The 17,517-nt window shown below is 72.9% G+C and carries 11 protein-coding genes; 8 read left to right on the forward strand and 3 right to left on the reverse strand.

Annotated elements, in window-relative coordinates; translation table 11 throughout:
* Nucleotides 1–232 precede the first annotated feature (232 nt).
* On the reverse strand, nucleotides 233–1,852 hold the full coding sequence (locus AB0F11_RS34695; protein ID WP_362182729.1) for a PucR family transcriptional regulator: 1,620 nt from the start codon (nucleotides 1,850–1,852) through the stop codon (nucleotides 233–235).
* Between the two features lie 308 nt (nucleotides 1,853–2,160).
* Between AB0F11_RS34695 and AB0F11_RS34700 the strand changes: the two genes are divergently transcribed.
* Both AB0F11_RS34700 and AB0F11_RS34705 read left to right on the forward strand, forming a co-directional pair.
* Nucleotides 2,161–3,624: an APC family permease gene (locus tag AB0F11_RS34700; protein WP_362182749.1), complete on the forward strand. Its 1,464-nt coding sequence runs from the start codon at nucleotides 2,161–2,163 to the stop codon at nucleotides 3,622–3,624.
* A gap of 12 nt (nucleotides 3,625–3,636) precedes the next feature.
* Entirely contained in the window at nucleotides 3,637–5,265 is a 1,629-nt protein-coding gene (locus tag AB0F11_RS34705; protein ID WP_362182732.1) for an NAD(P)/FAD-dependent oxidoreductase, read from the forward strand.
* Between the two features lies 1 nt (nucleotide 5,266).
* On the opposite strand, the gene AB0F11_RS34710 is transcribed toward AB0F11_RS34705, so the two are convergent.
* Nucleotides 5,267–6,649 (reverse strand): FAD-binding oxidoreductase, encoded by a 1,383-nt coding sequence (locus AB0F11_RS34710; protein ID WP_362182735.1) that lies wholly within the window; start codon nucleotides 6,647–6,649, stop codon nucleotides 5,267–5,269.
* A gap of 99 nt (nucleotides 6,650–6,748) precedes the next feature.
* Nucleotides 6,749–8,554, reverse strand: coding sequence for a glycoside hydrolase family 15 protein (locus AB0F11_RS34715; RefSeq protein ID WP_362182738.1), 1,806 nt, complete (start codon nucleotides 8,552–8,554; stop codon nucleotides 6,749–6,751).
* A gap of 506 nt (nucleotides 8,555–9,060) precedes the next feature.
* Between AB0F11_RS34715 and AB0F11_RS34720 the strand changes: the two genes are divergently transcribed.
* The 6 genes from AB0F11_RS34720 to AB0F11_RS34745 all read left to right on the forward strand — a co-directional run bounded on the left by AB0F11_RS34720 (nucleotide 9,061) and on the right by AB0F11_RS34745 (nucleotide 17,145).
* The gene (locus AB0F11_RS34720) at nucleotides 9,061–10,728 is read left to right on the forward strand and encodes a CTP synthase (protein WP_362182752.1); all 1,668 of its coding nucleotides are present in this window, start codon (nucleotides 9,061–9,063) and stop codon (nucleotides 10,726–10,728) included.
* Between the two features lie 98 nt (nucleotides 10,729–10,826).
* Complete coding sequence (locus AB0F11_RS34725) at nucleotides 10,827–11,456, forward strand: NUDIX hydrolase (protein WP_362182755.1); 630 nt, start codon at nucleotides 10,827–10,829, stop codon at nucleotides 11,454–11,456.
* 406 nt (nucleotides 11,457–11,862) lie between these two features.
* Nucleotides 11,863–13,854 carry a tetratricopeptide repeat protein gene (locus tag AB0F11_RS34730; protein WP_362182741.1) on the forward strand — a complete coding sequence of 664 codons (1,992 nt, stop codon included), beginning with the start codon at nucleotides 11,863–11,865 and terminating at the stop codon, nucleotides 13,852–13,854.
* Between the two features lie 152 nt (nucleotides 13,855–14,006).
* Nucleotides 14,007–15,122 (forward strand): alanine dehydrogenase, encoded by a 1,116-nt coding sequence (gene ald / locus AB0F11_RS34735; RefSeq protein WP_362182743.1) that lies wholly within the window; start codon nucleotides 14,007–14,009, stop codon nucleotides 15,120–15,122.
* 458 nt (nucleotides 15,123–15,580) lie between these two features.
* Nucleotides 15,581–16,618, forward strand: a complete 1,038-nt coding sequence (locus tag AB0F11_RS34740) for a ParA family protein (RefSeq protein WP_361920210.1) — start codon at nucleotides 15,581–15,583, stop codon at nucleotides 16,616–16,618.
* Entirely contained in the window at nucleotides 16,603–17,145 is a 543-nt protein-coding gene (locus AB0F11_RS34745) for a hypothetical protein (protein WP_362182746.1), read from the forward strand. The genes AB0F11_RS34740 and AB0F11_RS34745 overlap by 16 nt, the downstream gene beginning before the upstream one ends.
* Nucleotides 17,146–17,517 lie beyond the last annotated feature (372 nt).

The following is a 17,517-nucleotide window of genomic DNA, read 5'->3' on the forward strand; positions in this document are numbered from 1 at the left end:
CGCGGCGTTTGAGCGCACCGGGCGCGAAGCGCCCGGGTCTTTCAGCCCCGCCGGCGTTTGAGGCGAACGGGGTCCGGGGCGGAGCCCCGGTTTCGGGAAGGGGCGGGTAGGGGAACGGCTCCGCGCAGCGGGGCCCAGGGGCGGGCCACCGCCCGACCCCCGCCGGACGGAGTCCGGCGCAGCGGCGCGAAGCCCGGGTGGCGCCCCGGCGCCGAGCGGTGCGAGCGGCGCGTCAAGAAGGGGCGTGGCGGCGGGCGCGCAGGGCCAGGCTCAGGGAGAGGACCGTCTCCGGGTCGTCCAGGTCGGTGCCCAGCAGCTCAGAGATCCGCGCCAGGCGGTTGTACAGCGTCTGGCGGTTCAAGTGGAGCTCGCGCGCCGTCTCCGCCTTGCGGCCCGCATGGGCCAGGTACGTCTCCAGGGTCGGCAGCAGCGGCGGGCGGGACGCCGCGTCGTGGACCCGCAGGGCCCCGATCGCCCGGTCCACGAACGCCGCCAGGTCGGGATGCTCCCGCAACCGCCACAGCAGCAGGTCGATGTCGAGCCGCCGCGCGTCGTACCACGGCCGGGCCGGCAGCCCGTGCGCGGCGGTGGCGGTCTCGGCGGCGTGCCGCAGCCCGGCGGAGGCGGCGGCCCAGCTGCCGGCGACGCCGACGACCACGGCCGGCGGGGCGGCGGCCCGGTCCAGCCCGGCCCGTTCCACCCCGGCCCGCAGCGCGGCCGCGACCCGGTCCGCGACGGCGGTCCGCTCGGATTCGGCGCGCAGGGACACCAGCAGCGGCACCCGCCCCTCCACCGGCCGCACCCCGAGCAGCACGGGCACCCCGACCGCGGCCAGCTCCTCCAGCACGGCGCGGGCGAGCACCGCCCAGTTCCCCGACGGCCCGAGATCGGTCGACAGCCGCATCACCACCGGCAGCAGCGGTCCCGGCCCCGGCTTGAAGCCGAGCACCCGCGCCTGCGCCGGGGCGTCCTCGGCGGAGATGCGGCCCTCGGCCAGGTCGGTGAGGAAGTCGCCGCGGCCGCGGGCGGCGAGTTCCTCCTCCTGCCGTGCCTGCATCAGGACGACCGCGAGCACGCCCGCCGTGCGCTCGGCCGCCATCCGGTGCACCGGCAGCAGCGGCGCCGAGACGCCGAGCAGCACGAGCCGCGCCCGTACGGAGCCGGTGCCGTGGCCGCCGCCGGGGACGTCGACGACCACCGCGTGCGCGGACGGCTCCGCCTCGCGCTGCCCGCGCAGCCCCTCCCACACCTGGAGCGGGTCGGCCGCGGCCTCCGCGCCCACCGGTCCCGCCCCGTACAGGAGTTGGCCGTCGGGGGTCTCCAGGAACACCGGGTTGGCCGTGAAGTCGGCCAGGATGCGCAGCACCTGGGGGATCCCGCCGCCGCTGAGCAGGGCCTCGGTGCAGCGCCGATGGACCTCCTCGGCCCGCTGGAGCAGCGCGTAGTGCCCGTTGACGATCTCGGTGTGGACCTCCTCCGTCACGGTGACGAAGGGGACCTCGCGGTGGAGCTGCACCAGCGGCAGGCCGGCCGCCCGCGCCGTTTCGACGAGCGGCGCCGGCAGCCGGGTGAAGCGCGGCCCGAGCTCGACGACCAGTGCGGCGATCCCCCGATCCGCGAGGCGGCGTACGAAGGCCCGCTGTTCGGCGGGCCGGGTGCCCAGCCCCAGGCCGGTGGTCAGCAGCAACTCCCCGCCCTTGAGCAGGGATGCGATGTTCGGCACCTCGCCCGCGTGCACCCAGCGCACGGTGCGGCCCAGCCGGTCGGCGCAGGCGACGACCTCCGGCAGCCCGCTGCGCAGCCCGGGCAGCTCGAGCGCCCGCTGAACGGTGATCCCGCCCTGGTTCTCCATGGCGTGGGACGCTACCGCTCGCGGAGGTTGCGGGCACATCACCGGCCGGTCACGGAGACCGAGTTGCCCCCTTCGGGCCCGACAACTCGTCGGCTCTCCACGGAGATTATCGGACCGCGTGCCGATTGTGGCGTGCATCACGTACGGGCCACAGTGGCGCCCCTCCCGACAGGAACGAGGTCGTCGCCATGAGCGCAGGCACCACCGGCAGATCCCCCGCCCCGTCCCCCGCCTCCCCGCCCCCGGCCGGGCCCCCGCAGGTCCAGCGCCTCAAGGCCAACTCCGTCGGCCTGGTCGGGGTGGTGTTCATGGCGGTGGCCACCGCCGCACCCATCACCGCCATGACCGGCAATCTCCCCATCGCCGTCGGCTTCGGCAACGGCACCGGCGCCCCGGCCGGATACCTCTTCGCGACCGCCGTCCTGACCGTCTTCGCGGTCGGCTACGTCGCCATGGCCAAGCGCATCACCGCCGCCGGCGCCTTCTACGGGTACATCTCGCACGGCCTCGGCCGGATCGCCGGCATGGCCTCCGGCATGCTCGCGGTCCTCGCGTACGTCGTCTTCGAGGCCTCGATCGTCGGCGTCTTCTCCTACTTCGCCAAGACCACCGTCCACGACCAGCTCGGCGTCGACCTGCCCTGGGCGGTCTATGCGGCCGCCATGCTCGCCGTCACCGCCGTCCTCGCCCATTTCGACATCAACCTCACCGCCAAGGCCCTCGGGGTGATGCTCGTCGCGGAGATCGCCGTCCTCTTCGCGGTGGCCACCGCCGTCCTCGTCGCCGGCGGCGGCCCCGACGGGATCCCCGTCGAGCCGGTCAACCCCAAGAACGCCTTCACCGGCACCTCCGCCGGCCTCGGCCTGTTCTTCGCCTTCTGGTCCTGGGTCGGCTTCGAGTCCACCGCCATGTACGGGGAGGAGTCCCGCGACCCCAAGCGCGTCATCCCCCGGGCCACCCTGATCTCCGTCGTCGGCGTCGGACTCTTCTACATCTACGTCTCCTGGATGACCATCGCCGGCAACGGGCTCGACGAGTCCGTCGCCCTCTCCGCCTCCGCCGCCCCGCTGGACCTGTTCTTCGCCCCGACCAAGACCTTCATCGGCGCCTGGGCCGTCGACGCCTTCCAGTGGCTGCTGCTCACCGGCTCCTTCGCCTGCGGCATGGCCTTCCACCAGTGCGCCGCCCGCTACCTCTACGCCATCGGCCGCGAGGGCTTCCTGCACCCCGCCCTCGGCCGCACCCACCCCCGCCACGGCTCCCCGTACCTCGCCTCCGTCGTGCAGACCGTCATCGCCGTCGGCCTCGTCGCCGGATTCTGGCTCACCGGCCAGGACCCGTACCTGCACCTCTACACGCTGCTCGCGATCCTCGGCACGATGGCGATCCTGATCGTGCAGACCCTGTGCTCCTTCGCCGTCATCGGCTACTTCCGCAAGAACCACCCCGAGGACCGGCACTGGTTCAGGACCTTCACCGCGCCCCTGCTCGGCGGGATCGGCATGACCGCCGTCGTGGTCCTGCTGGTCCTCAACATGGAGACCGCCGCCGGAGCCGCCGCCGGCTCCCTCTTCTTCAAGCTGATCCCCTGGATCGTCGGCGCGGTCTTCTTCGGCGGCCTGGGCCTCGGCCTCTGGCTCAAGCAGAAGGCTCCCGAGCGCTACGAGATCATCGGCCGGATCGTCCTGGAGGACTCCGCCGAACGCGACGGCTCCGCCGCCCTGCCGGACCCCGCTGCCCCGTCCGACCCGACCGCCGCGCACGCCCGATAAGGAGCCGCCGCCATGGCCCGTACCCCCCTCATGCACGCCCTGCGCCGGCTCGCCGCCGAACACGCCGCCGCCCGCCGGCTGGACCTGCCCGTCGCCGAGGTCCGCGGCTCCACCCGCCGCGAACTCCTCGGCCGGGCCGCCGCCCTCGGCCTCGGCACCGCACTGGCCTCCTCCGCCGCCGCGTACGCCGCCCCGGCCCCCGCCCCCGCGAAGAGGCCCACCGGCCCCGTCCGCGTCGCCGTCGTCGGCGCCGGCATCTCCGGCCTCACCGCCGCCCTCACCCTCCAGGACGCGGGCATCCCCTGCACCCTCTACGAGGCCAACCCCGCCCGCGTCGGCGGCCGCATGTGGACCCAGCGCGACCACTGGGCGTACGGGCAGACCTCCGAGATCGGCGGCGAGCTGATCGACACCAGCCACAAGAAGATCCTCGAACTGTGCCGCCGCTTCGGCCTGCCCACCGAGGACTTCCTCGGCGGCGGCCCCAACGGGGCCGAGGAAGTCCTCTGGTTCAACGGCACCTACTACCCCCGCACCCAGGCCGACGAGGACTTCAAGGCCGTCTACCAGGCCCTGCACCGCGACCTCCAGGACGCCGGCGAGGTCTCCTGGAACTCCTCCACCCCCGCCGGCACCGCCCTCGACAACATGACCCTGTACGAGTGGATCGAGACCCGCGTCCCCGGGGGACACGGCTCCCGGCTCGGCCGGTTCATCGACGTCGCCTACAACGTCGAGTACGGCGCCGACACCCAGGCCCAGTCCGCCCTCGCCCTGGTCCTGCTGATGGGCTACCAGCCCAACCCGGGCAACTTCAACGTCTGGGGCCTGTCCAACGAGCGCTACCACGTCATCGGCGGCAACGACCGGCTCCCGAACGCCATCGCCGCCTCCCTGAACCCCGGCACCCTGGTCATGGGCCGCGAGCTGGTCGCCGTACGCGCCAACGCCGACGGCACCCAGACCCTCACCTTCGACGACTCCGGCGCGGTGCGCACCGTCACCGCCGACCACACCGTGCTGTGCGTGCCCCTGCCGATCCTCCAGCGCCTCGACACCACGGGCGCCGGCTTCGACCCCCTCATGAAGAACCTGCTGCGCGACGCCCGAATGGGCTACTGCACCAAGCTCAACATGCAGTTCACCGCCCGCCCCTGGCGCGGCACCGGCCCCTGGCCCGGCGTCTCCGCCGGCGACTGCTTCACCGACTCGCCCGTCCAGCAGACCTGGGACACCACCAAGGTCCAGCCCGGCAGCGGCGGCATCCTGCTCCAGTACGGCGGCGGCTCCCTCGCCGGGGCGCTCACCCCGGGCAGCCCCTTCGCCACCGAGGCCGACCCCTACGTCCGCGACCTCGCGGGCCGCGTGCTGAGCGGCGTCGACGCCTTCTTCCCCGGCACCAAGGCCGTCTGGACCGGGCGGGCCCAGCTCTCCGCCTGGCACCGCAACCCGTACTCCCTGGGCGCGTACTCGTACTGGCCCACCGGCTACCTGCACCGCTACGCCAAGTACGAGGGCACCGCGCAGGGCAACATCCACATCGGCGGCGAGCACTGCAGCTACGACTTCCAGGGCTTCATGGAAGGCGGGGCCACCGAGGGCGAGCGGGCGGCGCGGGAGGTGATCGCCGCCCTGGCCTGAGCTACAGCGGCTTGATGTTGTGGTTGAAGCGGAAGACGTTGTCCGGGTCGTACTCCCGCTTCACCTCGGCCAGGCGCCGGTAGTTGCCGGCGCCCACGCCGGCCGCCACCCGCTCCGCGCCCTCGTCGCCGATGAAGTTCAGGTACGCCGCGCCGGTGCTCCAGGGAGCCACCCCGGCGCGTACGTCCCTGACCCACTCGCGGCACCGCTCGTCGTCCACCGGGTCCTCCCAGATCCCGAAGGGGTGCACGGCCCACGCCGCGTCCCGGTGGGCCAGCGGCCAGTCCCCCGCGCCCTCGGCGATGGCGCCGCCCTGCGGCCACACCAGGTGCTGGGTGCCCGTCGGCACCGGCATCGACTCGCCCAGCGCGCAGAACGCGTCCACGAACGCGTCCGGCACACCGGTGAGGTACTCCGCCGACCAGTAGTTCCGCATCCCGGGCGGGTCGTCCAGCATGCACTGCAGCTCCGCGTACGGGATGGGCGTGACGATCTCCGCCTCGTGCGGGACCGCCAGCAGCGGCTCCGCCAGCTTGCGCAGCCCGTCCTCGGGGCCGGGGTACACCAGCAGCGCGCCGCACAGCCGCTGCCCCACCAGGTGCTCCGGCAGGAACTCCTCCGGCGGGCCGGTGAGGTAGAGCGCGGCGCCGCCCGTCTCGGCCGGACCGGACTCGATGACCTCGCGGTACGTGGCGATCAGCTGGGGCCCGTACTCCGGCAGGCAGAACACCATGGCGATGGACAGGGCCGGCAGGTCGTGCAGGCGCAGGGTCAACGCCGTCGCGATGCCGAAGTTGCCGCCGCCGCCGTGCAGCGCCCAGAACAGCTCGGGGCGCTCCTCGGCCGTGGCCTCCACGACCGAGCCGTCGGCGGTGACCAGCTCGACGCCCAGCAGGTTGTCGGAGGCCAGCCCGAAGGCGCGCGAGAGCCAGCCGTCGCCGCCGCCCAGGACGAAGCCGCCGACGCCGGTGGTGGACACCCGGCCGCCCGCGGTGGCCAGGTCGTGGGGCTGGCAGGCGCGGTCCAGGTGGCTCATGGTGGCCCCGCCCTCCAGCCGTACCGCCTTGGCGGCCGGGTGGACGGTCACCTCGTGCATCCGGCGCAGGTCCACGACCACACCGCCGTCGTTGAGGGCCATCCCGGCGACGCTGTGGCCGCCGCCGCGCACCGCGACCGGCAGGTCCAGGTCGCGGGCGAACCGGACCGCCGTGACCACGTCCGCGACGCTCTCGCACTGCGCGATGACGGCCGGCCTGCGGTCGATCATGGCGTTGAAGACGGTCCGGGCCTCGTCGTACCCCGGGTCGCCGGGGGCGAAGACCTCGCCGGCCAGGTCCTCGCGGAGCGCGGCCAGGGCCGTGCCCGCCTTTGAGAGGGGCGCCATGGCGACCCCCCTTCCGGGAGAGGGCAAAAGACCCTTCCAGCGTAGGCGCGCTCTCCCTGCCCGGCGCGCCGCCGCGGCGGCGCGCCGGGCAGGGCCCGGTCAGCCCCCGTACGCCCCGCTCGCGGTCAGCCGCAGGGCCGTGTCGATCAGGGGGACGTGGCTGAACGCCTGCGGGAAGTTGCCGACCTGCCGCTTGAGCCGCGGGTCCCACTCCTCCGCCAGCAGCCCCAGGTCGTTGCGCAGCGACAGCAGCTTCTCGAAGAGGTGGCGGGCCTCGTCGACACGGCCGATCATCGCCAGGTCGTCGGCCATCCAGAACGAGCAGGCGAGGAACGCGCCCTCGTCGCCCTCGAGGCCGTCCACACCGGCCTCCTCGCCCGCCGTCGGGTAGCGCAGGATGAAGCCGTCCGGGGTGGACAGCTCGCGCTGGATCGCCTCGATCGTGCCGATGACCCGCTTGTCGTCCGGCGGCAGGAAGCCCATCTGCGGGATCAGCAGCAGGGAGGCGTCCAGCTCCTTCGACCCGTACGACTGGGTGAAGGTGTTGCGCTCCTTGTCGTAGCCCTTCTCGCACACGTCCTGGTGGATCTCGTCGCGCAGCTCGCGCCACCGCTCCACGGGGCCCTCGGCGTCCCCGCTCTCGACCAGCTTGATCGTGCGGTCCACCGCCACCCAGGCCATGACCTTCGAGTGCACGAAGTGCCGCCGCGGGCCGCGCACCTCCCAGATGCCCTCGTCCGGCTGGTCCCAGTGGGTCTCCAGGTAGCGGATCAGCTTCAGCTGCAGGTCGGACGCGTAGTCGTTGCGGGCCAGGCCCGTCATGTGGCCCAGGTGCAGGGCCTCGGTGACCTCGCCGTACACGTCCAGCTGGAGCTGGTGCGCGGCCCCGTTGCCCACCCGGACCGGGCGGGAGTTCTCGTAGCCGGGCAGCCAGTCCAGCTCGGTCTCGCCGAGCTCCCGCTCGCCGGCGATCCCGTACATGATCTGGAGGTTCTCCGGGTCGCCCGCCACCGCCCGCAGCAGCCACTCGCGCCAGGCCTGGGCCTCCTCGCGGTAGCCGGTGCGCAGTAGCGAGGAGAGGGTGATGGCGGCGTCCCGCAGCCAGGTGTAGCGGTAGTCCCAGTTCCGGACGCCGCCGATCTCCTCCGGCAGGGAGGTGGTGGGCGCGGCGACGATGCCGCCGGTGGGCCCGTACGTCAGCGCCTTGAGGGTGATCAGGGAGCGGATCACGGCTTCGCGGTAGGGGCCGTGGTACGTACAGTTGTCGACCCATTCGCGCCAGAACACGCTGGTCGCGGTCAGGGCCTCCTCGGCGTCCGGGGTCTGCGGCGCGCCCTTGTGGGAGGCCTGCCAGCTGATGCAGAAGGCGATCCGCTCGCCGGGCCCGACGGTGAAGTCGGAGTACGTCGTCAGGTCCTGGCCGTACGTCGGCGCGTCGCTGTCCAGCCAGACCGAGTCCGGGCCGGCGACCGCGACGGTGCGCGCGTCGACCTTGTGGACCCAGGGCACGACGCGCCCGTAGCTGAACCGCATGCGCAGCGCCGACTGCACCCGGACCTGCCCGCTGACGCCCTCCACGATGCGCACCAGCTGCGGCGCGTGGTCCTCGCGGGGCGGCATGAAGTCGATGACGCGGACGGTGCCGTCCGGGGTGTCCCACTCCGACTCCAGCACCAGCGTGTCGCCCTGGTAGCGGCGGCGGTCGGCGCGCGGCGCCTCCGTCCCCTCGGGGAAGGCCGGGCCGATGCGCCAGAATCCGTGGTCCTCGGTGCCCAGCAGGCCGGCGAAGACGGCATGGGAGTCGAAACGCGGCAGACACAGCCAGTCCACCGATCCGTCCCGGCAGACCAGGGCGGCGGTCTGGGTGTCTCCGATCAGTGCGTAATCCTCGATGCGCCCGGACACGTTGCTTCTCCAGTCGAACGGCCATGTCCGCCCCGAAGGGCGCTTGCATTGCGCGGTTGCGCGGTCTTCCGTGTGTGGGATCCCCGCACTGAGCTCATGATTCCGGATGCGGCCGGGTTACGCCGTCTGCCGGACTGCTCGGCGGCGATGTGGAGCGGTATCCGAGCAGGATATGACGCCACCCTAGTGATCTCCTGAAGTCTCGGGACAATGGCGCTGGGCCGAACGGGTGAGGATGGCGGCGACCGGCCAAGACCTGGCCGGGACCTGCTGTACGGGGGCTGGTCGCAGCCCGTCAGGCGGCCGTCGCGGGGCGTGCCCGCGGCCGTGCCCGGAGGCGGAGCGGCCCGGGCGCTGATAGGCTGGTACCCCGTGGACCGGTGGTCTGCCTGTGCGAATCAGGCACCCCGAAACCGCAGCTTCGGCGCCCCCTGAGAGCCTCCGGTTCGACGGTGGCCGGTGCCGGACGCACCTCACTTCGCGACCACGGGAGCCCCCTCTTGGCGATGCCGCCCGCTGCTTTTCGAAACAGCACAGCCATGACGACCAAGCACATCTTCGTCACCGGGGGTGTCGCCTCCTCCCTCGGCAAGGGCCTGACGGCCTCCAGCCTGGGTGCGCTGCTCAAGGCGCGCGGCCTGCGGGTCACGATGCAGAAGCTCGACCCGTACCTGAACGTCGACCCCGGCACGATGAACCCGTTCCAGCACGGCGAGGTCTTCGTCACCAACGACGGCGCCGAGACGGACCTGGACATCGGCCACTACGAGCGCTTCCTCGACGTCGACCTCGACGGCTCGGCCAACGTCACCACCGGCCAGGTCTACTCGACGGTCATCGCCAAGGAGCGGCGCGGCGAGTACCTCGGCGACACCGTTCAGGTCATCCCGCACATCACCAACGAGATCAAGCACCGCATCCGCCGCATGGCGACCGAGGACGTCGACGTCGTCATCACCGAGGTCGGCGGCACCGTCGGCGACATCGAGTCGCTGCCGTTCCTGGAGACCGTCCGCCAGGTCCGCCACGAGGTCGGCCGCGACAACGTCTTCGTCGTGCACATCTCGCTGCTCCCCTACATCGGCCCCTCCGGTGAGCTGAAGACCAAGCCGACCCAGCACTCCGTCGCCGCCCTGCGCAACATCGGCATCCAGCCCGACGCGATCGTGCTGCGCGCCGACCGCGACGTCCCCACCTCCATCAAGCGCAAGATCTCGCTGATGTGCGACGTGGACGAGGCCGCCGTCGTCGCCGCGATCGACGCCAAGTCGATCTACGACATCCCGAAGGTGCTGCACACCGAGGGCCTCGACGCGTACGTCGTGCGCAAGCTCGACCTCCCGTTCCGCGACGTGGACTGGACCGTGTGGGAGGACCTGCTCGACCGCGTCCACAACCCCGACCACGAGGTCAAGGTCGCGCTCGTCGGCAAGTACATCGACCTGCCCGACGCCTACCTGTCGGTGACCGAGGCGCTGCGCGCCGGCGGCTTCGCCAACAAGGCCCGCGTCCAGATCAAGTGGGTCACCTCCGACGACTGCAAGACCCCGGCCGGCGCCGCGGCGCAGCTCGGCGACGTGGACGCGATCTGCGTGCCCGGCGGCTTCGGCGACCGCGGTGTGAACGGCAAGGTCGGCGCGATCACCTACGCCCGCGAGAACAAGATCCCGCTGCTGGGCCTGTGCCTGGGCCTGCAGTGCGTGGTCATCGAGGCCGCGCGGAACCTGGCGGGCATCCCGGAGGCCAACTCGACCGAGTTCGACGCCTCCACCCCGCACCCGGTCATCTCGACCATGGAGGAGCAGCTCGCCTTCGTCGAGGGCGCGGGCGACCTGGGCGGCACGATGCGTCTGGGCATGTACACGGCCAAGCTGGCCGAGGGCTCGATCGTGCGCGAGGTCTACGGCGACGCGTACGTCGACGAGCGCCACCGCCACCGCTACGAGGTGAACAACGCCTACCGCGGCGAGCTCGAGAAGAAGGCCGGCCTCGTCTTCTCCGGCACCTCCCCGGACAACAAGCTCGTCGAGTACGTCGAGTACCCGCGCGAGGTGCACCCGTACCTGGTGGCCACCCAGGCCCACCCGGAGCTCCGCTCCCGCCCGACCCGCCCGCACCCGCTGTTCGCGGGCCTGGTGAAGGCGGCCGTGGAGCGCCAGCAGTCCGCCAAGTGAGCTGCTGACCGCATACGGTAGGACGGCCGGGGCGAGGACCACCTCGCCCCGGCCGTTTCGCAGTTCTGTACCTCTGGGGAAAGGCACCGGGCATGGCCATGGGCATCGCAGACACCGCCGAGTCGTGGGAGACGGTCGACTCCCGGACCCCGTTCCAGGGGGCGAAGACGTCCGTCAGCTCGGACCGGGTGCGGATGCCGGACGGCTCGCTGGCCACCCGCGACTACCAGGTGCACCCCGGCTCCGTGTGCGTGGTGGCGCTGGACGCCGAGGGGGCGGTGCTGGTGCTGCGGCAGTACCGGCACCCGGTGCGGCACAGGCTGTGGGAGCTTCCGGCGGGGCTGCTGGACGTGCCGGGGGAGAACCCGCTGCACGCGGCGCAGCGGGAGCTGTACGAGGAGGCACACGTCAAGGCGGAGACCTGGAACGTGCTGGTGGACTTCTTCGCCTCCCCGGGCGGCTCCGACGAGGCGGTCCGCGTCTTCCTCGCGCGGGACCTCTCGGAGGCGGAGGGCGAGCGGTACGCCCCGGAGGGGGAGGAGGCCGACATGGAGCTGGCCCGCGTCCCCCTGGCCGACCTGGTACGAGGAGTGCTGGAGGGCCGCCTCGGCAACGCCGGCCTGGCCACCGGCGTCCTGTCCCTCGCCGCGGCCCTCGCCGCCCCCGGCGGCCTCACCGCCCTCCGCCCGGCCGAAACCCCCTGGCCGGCCCGCCCCTACCAGCCCTGACCCCCGGCCCGCCGCCCGGGCCCGACCCCGACCCGCCCGCAGGGCGCCGTCCCGCCGCGCAGTGGCCGGGTCGGGGTCCGGGGCGGAGCCCCGGGGAACGGGGCAAGGGCGGGGAGGGGCATGGCTCCGCCCCCGCGGCGCCCCCGGCCCGCGCCTGGTCCCGGCCCGCGTCGTGTTCCCGGCCCGCGCCTGCTCCCGACCCGCGTCGTGTTCCGGGCCCGCGGCGCCCCGGCGCCCCCCGGGCCGCGCCGCAGGTCCGGGGCCGCAGAGGCCCGCCGTGGGCCGGATGGGGGGCGGTGTGACCATCGGTTGATCCGGTCGGGGGACGTGACCGCCGCGCTCCCCACGGGCCGTCGCTCTGCGTGAACTACGCTCGCACCCCGAAGGCAGGGAGAGGAGCGGATCCGTGGCGGATTTCGTCGGGCGGCGGCGCGAGCTGAAGGAGCTGCGCGAGGACATCGCGCGCACGGGCCTGGACACCCTCTCCGGCCGCAAGGCCAAGTCCCCCCGCGCCCGGCTGCTGCTCATCGCCGGCCGCCCCGGCTCCGGCCGCACCGCTCTCGCCGAGGCCCTGGTCCGGGAGGTCGCCGCCGACTACCCCGACGGGCTGCTGCGCGTCCGCCTCACCACCCCCGGCGGCGAGACCGTCGCCACCGAGCGCGCCCTGCGCACCCTCCTGGAGGGGCTCGGCCTGCCCACCCCGCCCGGCGCCTGCGAGGACGACCTCAGCTCCGCCCTGCGCGCGGCCCTCGCCGACAAGCGCGCGATCCTCCTCGTCGACGACGCCGCCGACCCCTACCAGGTCGACGCCCTGCTCCCGGACACCCCCGACTGCCTGGTCGTCCTGACCGCCGAGGGACCGCTCACCGGGATCCCGGACGTCCGCCCCTGCACCCTCGGCGGCCTCGACACCCCCTCCGCGGTGGGGATGCTGGCCCGCCGCATCGGCGACACCCGCATCACCGTCGACCCCACCGCCGCCGCGGCCCTCGCCGAGGAGTGCGGGGGCATGCCGGCCGTGCTCGCCCTGGTCGGCGGCTGGCTCGCCGCCCGCCCCAAGGCCTCCGTCTCCGACACCGCCAAGCAGCTGCACGACATGCCGCCCGGCACCGACGGCCCGCTCGGCCGCGCCTTCCGCCTCGTCTACGAGTCCCTCCCGCAGCCCGCCCAGCGCACCCTGCGGCTGCTGCCCCTGGCCCCGGCCGGCATCGTCGACTCGCACACCGCCTCCGCCCTCGCCGGCTGCTCGGTGGCCGCAGCCCAGGCCACGTTGGAGGACTTCGCCGCGCTGGGCCTCGTACGGAACGCACCCGACGGCCTCTTCCTGCTGCCTGGCTGCCTCGCCCCGCTGCTGCGGTCCCTGCTGGAGACCAGGGAGCGCCCCGCCGAGGTGCAGTTGGCCCGGGCCCGGATGCTGGAGCGCACCGTACGGCTGTTGCACTCCTGCCGGGTGATGGCCGAGACCGGCGAGGGCAAGGACGTACAGGACGCAGACCTTCAGGAGGTACGGGAGGTGCTGGAGGGGCTGCCGAGGGCCCTGCGCTTCCCGGACCGGCGGGCAGCCGCCACCTGGCTGGACACCCGGCTGCCCGGCCTGACGGCGGCCGCCACCCTCGCCGTGGCCGACGGCGACCTGGACACCCTGGCCCGCCGCCTGGTCGCCGCCCTGGTCAGGGCCCTGGCCGCGCACCGCGGCACGGCCGCCGCCGCGCCGGAGCTGTACGGGCTGCACCGCCTGGTCCTGGACGTGGCCGAGCGCCGCGGCCTGCACCGCGAGCAGGCCGCGGCCCTGTTGAACCTCGCCGACCTGGACGCCGAGACCGGCCGGACCCAGGAGGCCCTGGAGCGCTACCGCGCCGCCCTGGACGCGGGACGCGCCGCGAACGACCCGTACGCCACCGGCCGGGCGATGGAATCCGTAGGCGGCGCCTACCAGGAGCTCGCCGACTGGCACCGGGCCGCCGACTGGTTCGGCCGCGCCCTCGCCCAGGCCCTGGCCCGGGGCGAGCGCGCGGACGAGGCGCGGCTGTACGGGCGGCTCGGCAATGCGCACACCCACGCGGGCCGGTACGGGGACGCGATGCGCAGCTGGCGGGCGGCCGCCGCGGGCTACCGGAAGCTGGCCGATGTTCCCGGCCAGGCAAGGGCGTTGAGCGAGATGGCGCGAATCCAGGAGTACGCCGGCCGCCCGGAGGAATCGCTGCACACCTGCCGTGAGGCGGTCGAGCTCGCGCGCCGCGCCGGGGACCTGCGCCTTCAGGCCGCGCTGCAGGTCCGGCTGGCCGACACGCTCGACCGGCTGGGTGATCCGGCGGCCGCCCGACTGCACCGGTCTGCGGCCGACAGATTGCTGGGAGACGACCCCGCAGCCTGCGAAATCCGTAGTAGTTCCGACTAAGATTATTGGTTTGCAAGGCTAGACAGCGCCTCATCCTTCATTAGACTGGCTCCACCACGTCATCTCGTGGTGCATCCCGTTGCGCGCTCTTGTGGACGGGTATGTATGGAAGTGCCCCGTAATATCCCCTGAGCCAAGGACCGTGATCGACGATGAAGGTCGGCATCCCCCGCGAGGTCAAGAACAACGAGTTCCGGGTCGCCATCACGCCCGCCGGCGTGCATGAGCTGGTCCGCAACGGCCACCAGGTCTTCATCGAGCAGAACGCCGGTGTCGGCTCCTCGATCTCGGACGAGGAGTACGTGGCCGCCGGCGCCGAGATCCTCGGCACGGCCGACGAGGTCTGGCAGACCGCTGACCTGCTGCTGAAGGTCAAGGAGCCGATCGCGGAGGAGTACCACCGCCTCCGCAAGGACCAGACCCTCTTCACCTACCTGCACCTGGCGGCCTCCCGCGAGTGCACGGACGCCCTGCTGGAGTCCGGCACCACCGCCATCGCGTACGAGACGGTCGAGCTCGCCAACCGCGCGCTGCCGCTGCTCGCCCCGATGTCCGAGGTCGCGGGCCGCCTGGCCCCGCAGGTCGGCGCCTACCACCTGATGCGCTCGGCCGGCGGCCGCGGCGTCCTGCCCGGCGGTGTCCCCGGCACCCACGCCGGCGAGTGCGTGGTCATCGGCGGCGGCGTCTCCGGCTGGAACGCCGTGCAGATCGCCATCGGCATGGGCTTCCACGTGACCCTGCTCGACCGCGACATCAACAAGCTGCGCGAGGCCGACAAGATCTTCGGCACGAAGGTCAAGACGATCGTCTCCAACGCCTACGAGCTGGAGAAGGCCGTCATCGAGGCCGACCTCGTCATCGGCGCCGTACTGATCCCGGGTGCGAAGGCCCCGAAGCTGGTCACCAACGAGCTCGTCGCCAAGATGAAGCCCGGAAGTGTACTTGTCGACATTGCCATCGACCAGGGCGGCTGCTTCGAGGACTCGCGTCCGACCACCCACGCCGAGCCGACCTTCCAGGTCCACAACTCGGTCTTCTACTGCGTCGCCAACATGCCGGGCGCGGTGCCGAACACCTCCACCTACGCGCTGACGAACGCCACGCTGCCCTACATCGTGCAGCTCGCGAACCTCGGCTGGGTCGAGGCGCTGCGCCGTGACCCCGCGCTCGCGCTGGGCCTCAACACCCATGACGGCCAGGTCGTTTACGGTCCGGTCGCCGAGGCCCACAGCCTTGAGCACGTCGAGCTGAGCACCCTGCTCGGCTGAGCCGACCGACCCGTCAACGACTGACGTCAATCTCACGTCTCCGGCCGGACCTTGCCCGCAAGGTCCGGCCGGACGCGTTTGCGGAGCGGCGGCCGCCGCGGTTCAACTCGCGTCGAACGTAACCCTTTAACCCTTTCGCGCACCTGCGAAACTTCACAGTGACAGCGCGGACGCCCTTGACAGAGTGGTGTTCGCTTGCCGACACATCGTTAGCGGTCCGGTGGATTGTGTTGCCGCTGAGCGGTGACACGCCATAGAGTCGCCAACCGTCGGCATGGTGCCACGCTGACCTATCGATAAGTGTCCTGGTCACGTCCGAGGAGGTAAGACGACTTGTGAATGAGTCGACATTTACTCCTGGGGGTGGTCGAGCAGGAACGCCCGACCGGGGCCAGAACCCGGCCGGGCTCGAAGCTGTCGGCTCCGTCGCGGTCCGCACCTTCGCAAACCACCAGCACATGACGACGCCCCAAAAGAGCATGGACGGCCTAGACGTGAACTCCACGGCCGGCGACCACAGCGGCGATACGCCCATTGGATTCGCCGACTACGACCAGGTGCCCGAGGGGCACTTCTACGACCCCGACGCGGAGTACGAGCCCGACCCCGAGTACGCGGCCACCCTCGCGCCCGACGCTGCCCGCCAGCGCCGCGAGCGGATCGGCCCGACCGGACGGCCGCTGCCGTACTTCCCGATCCCGGGTCCGCTGACCGACCACGGTCCGGCGAAGATCATCGCGATGTGCAACCAGAAGGGCGGCGTGGGCAAGACCACGTCGACCATCAACCTGGGCGCGGCGCTCGCCGAGTACGGACGCCGCGTCCTGCTCGTCGACTTCGACCCCCAGGGCGCCCTGTCCGTGGGTCTCGGCGTGAACCCGATGGAGCTCGACCTCACGGTCTACAACCTGCTCATGGAGCGGGGCATGTCGGCCGACGAGGTGCTGCTCAAGACGGCGGTCCCCAACATGGACCTGCTGCCGAGCAACATCGACCTGTCCGCTGCCGAGGTGCAGCTGGTCAGCGAGGTCGCGCGCGAGTCGACGCTGCAGCGGGCGCTGAAGCCGCTGATGAACGACTACGACTACATCGTGATCGACTGCCAGCCCTCGCTGGGCCTGCTGACCGTGAACGCCCTGACGGCGGCCCACAAGGTCATCGTCCCCCTGGAATGCGAGTTCTTCGCACTGCGCGGCGTCGCGCTGCTGACGGAGACCATCGAGAAGGTCCAGGAGCGCCTCAACCCGGAGCTGGAGCTCGACGGCATCCTCGCCACGATGTACGACTCCCGTACGGTGCACAGCCGCGAGGTGCTGGCGCGCGTCGTCGAGGCCTTCGACGACCACGTCTACCACACGGTCATCGGCCGGACGGTGCGCTTCCCGGAGACCACGGTCGCCGGCGAGCCGATCACCACGTACGCCTCCAACTCCGTCGGGGCCGCCGCCTATCGCCAGCTGGCCAGGGAGGTGCTCGCCCGGTGTCACGCCGAGTGAGTCTGCCCGGAGCCGACGAGCTGTTCCGCACCACCGGGGGGATGGCGCTGCAGTCGTCCTCGCCGCGGCGGAGCGGCGAGGACGCCGGCGCGGCCGCCCTGCCGGAGCAACCGGCGGGGTCTTCGGCGTCGGCGGAGGGCACGGCGGGGGAGGGCCGCGGCCGGGAGGCGGCGGCCGGTGGCTCCGAACCGGTGGTGGGCGCGCCGAGGCGTCCGCAGGAAGGTTCTGTCACGGCGTCCGCAGCGGCGGCTTCGGCGGCGCCGCCCCGGGGGGCCCGGGGCAAGTCCCAGGGCCGCGGGGCGAACCGGCGGCCCAGCGGGCGCGAACGGCACGACGAGAAGATCACGGTCTACGTCTCCGCGGAGGAGCTGATGGACCTGGAGCACGCCCGCCTGGTGCTCCGCGGGGAGCACGGCCTCGCGGTGGACCGCGGGCGTATCGTCCGCGAGGCGGTGGCGGTCGTCCTGGCCGACCTGGAATCCCGCGGCGACGCCAGCATCCTGGTCCGCCGCCTCCGCGGCCGCTGACCCACCCCGCGCCCGGCGCCCCGGCGAAGCCCCGCCCGGCCCCCGCGCCCCGGCTCGGCGAAGCCGCGCCGGACCCCGCGGCGCGCCTGCCCCGCCGCCAGTCCCCGGACCGCGGCACGTGCCGACCCCGACCGCCCGGCCACCCACCCGGCCCACCACCGCGGCCCGTACCGCCGCTCGACCCCGGGCCGGCAACTCGAGCCCGGTCGACGCTCGGAGCCGAGGCCGGCAACTCCAGCCTGGTCGACGTTCGAAGCCGGGGTCCGGCCAATCCAGCCTCGCCGGCGTTTGAGGCGCGGGTCCGGGCGGAGCCCGGTGCCCGGCGGAGCCGGGTTTCCTGAGGCTCGGGCGCAGGCTCCCCGCGCCTCAAAC

Origin of the sequence: Streptomyces sp. NPDC032472 (genome assembly GCF_040636955.1) — a bacterium.
In the GTDB taxonomy this organism is placed as follows: domain Bacteria; phylum Actinomycetota; class Actinomycetes; order Streptomycetales; family Streptomycetaceae; genus Streptomyces.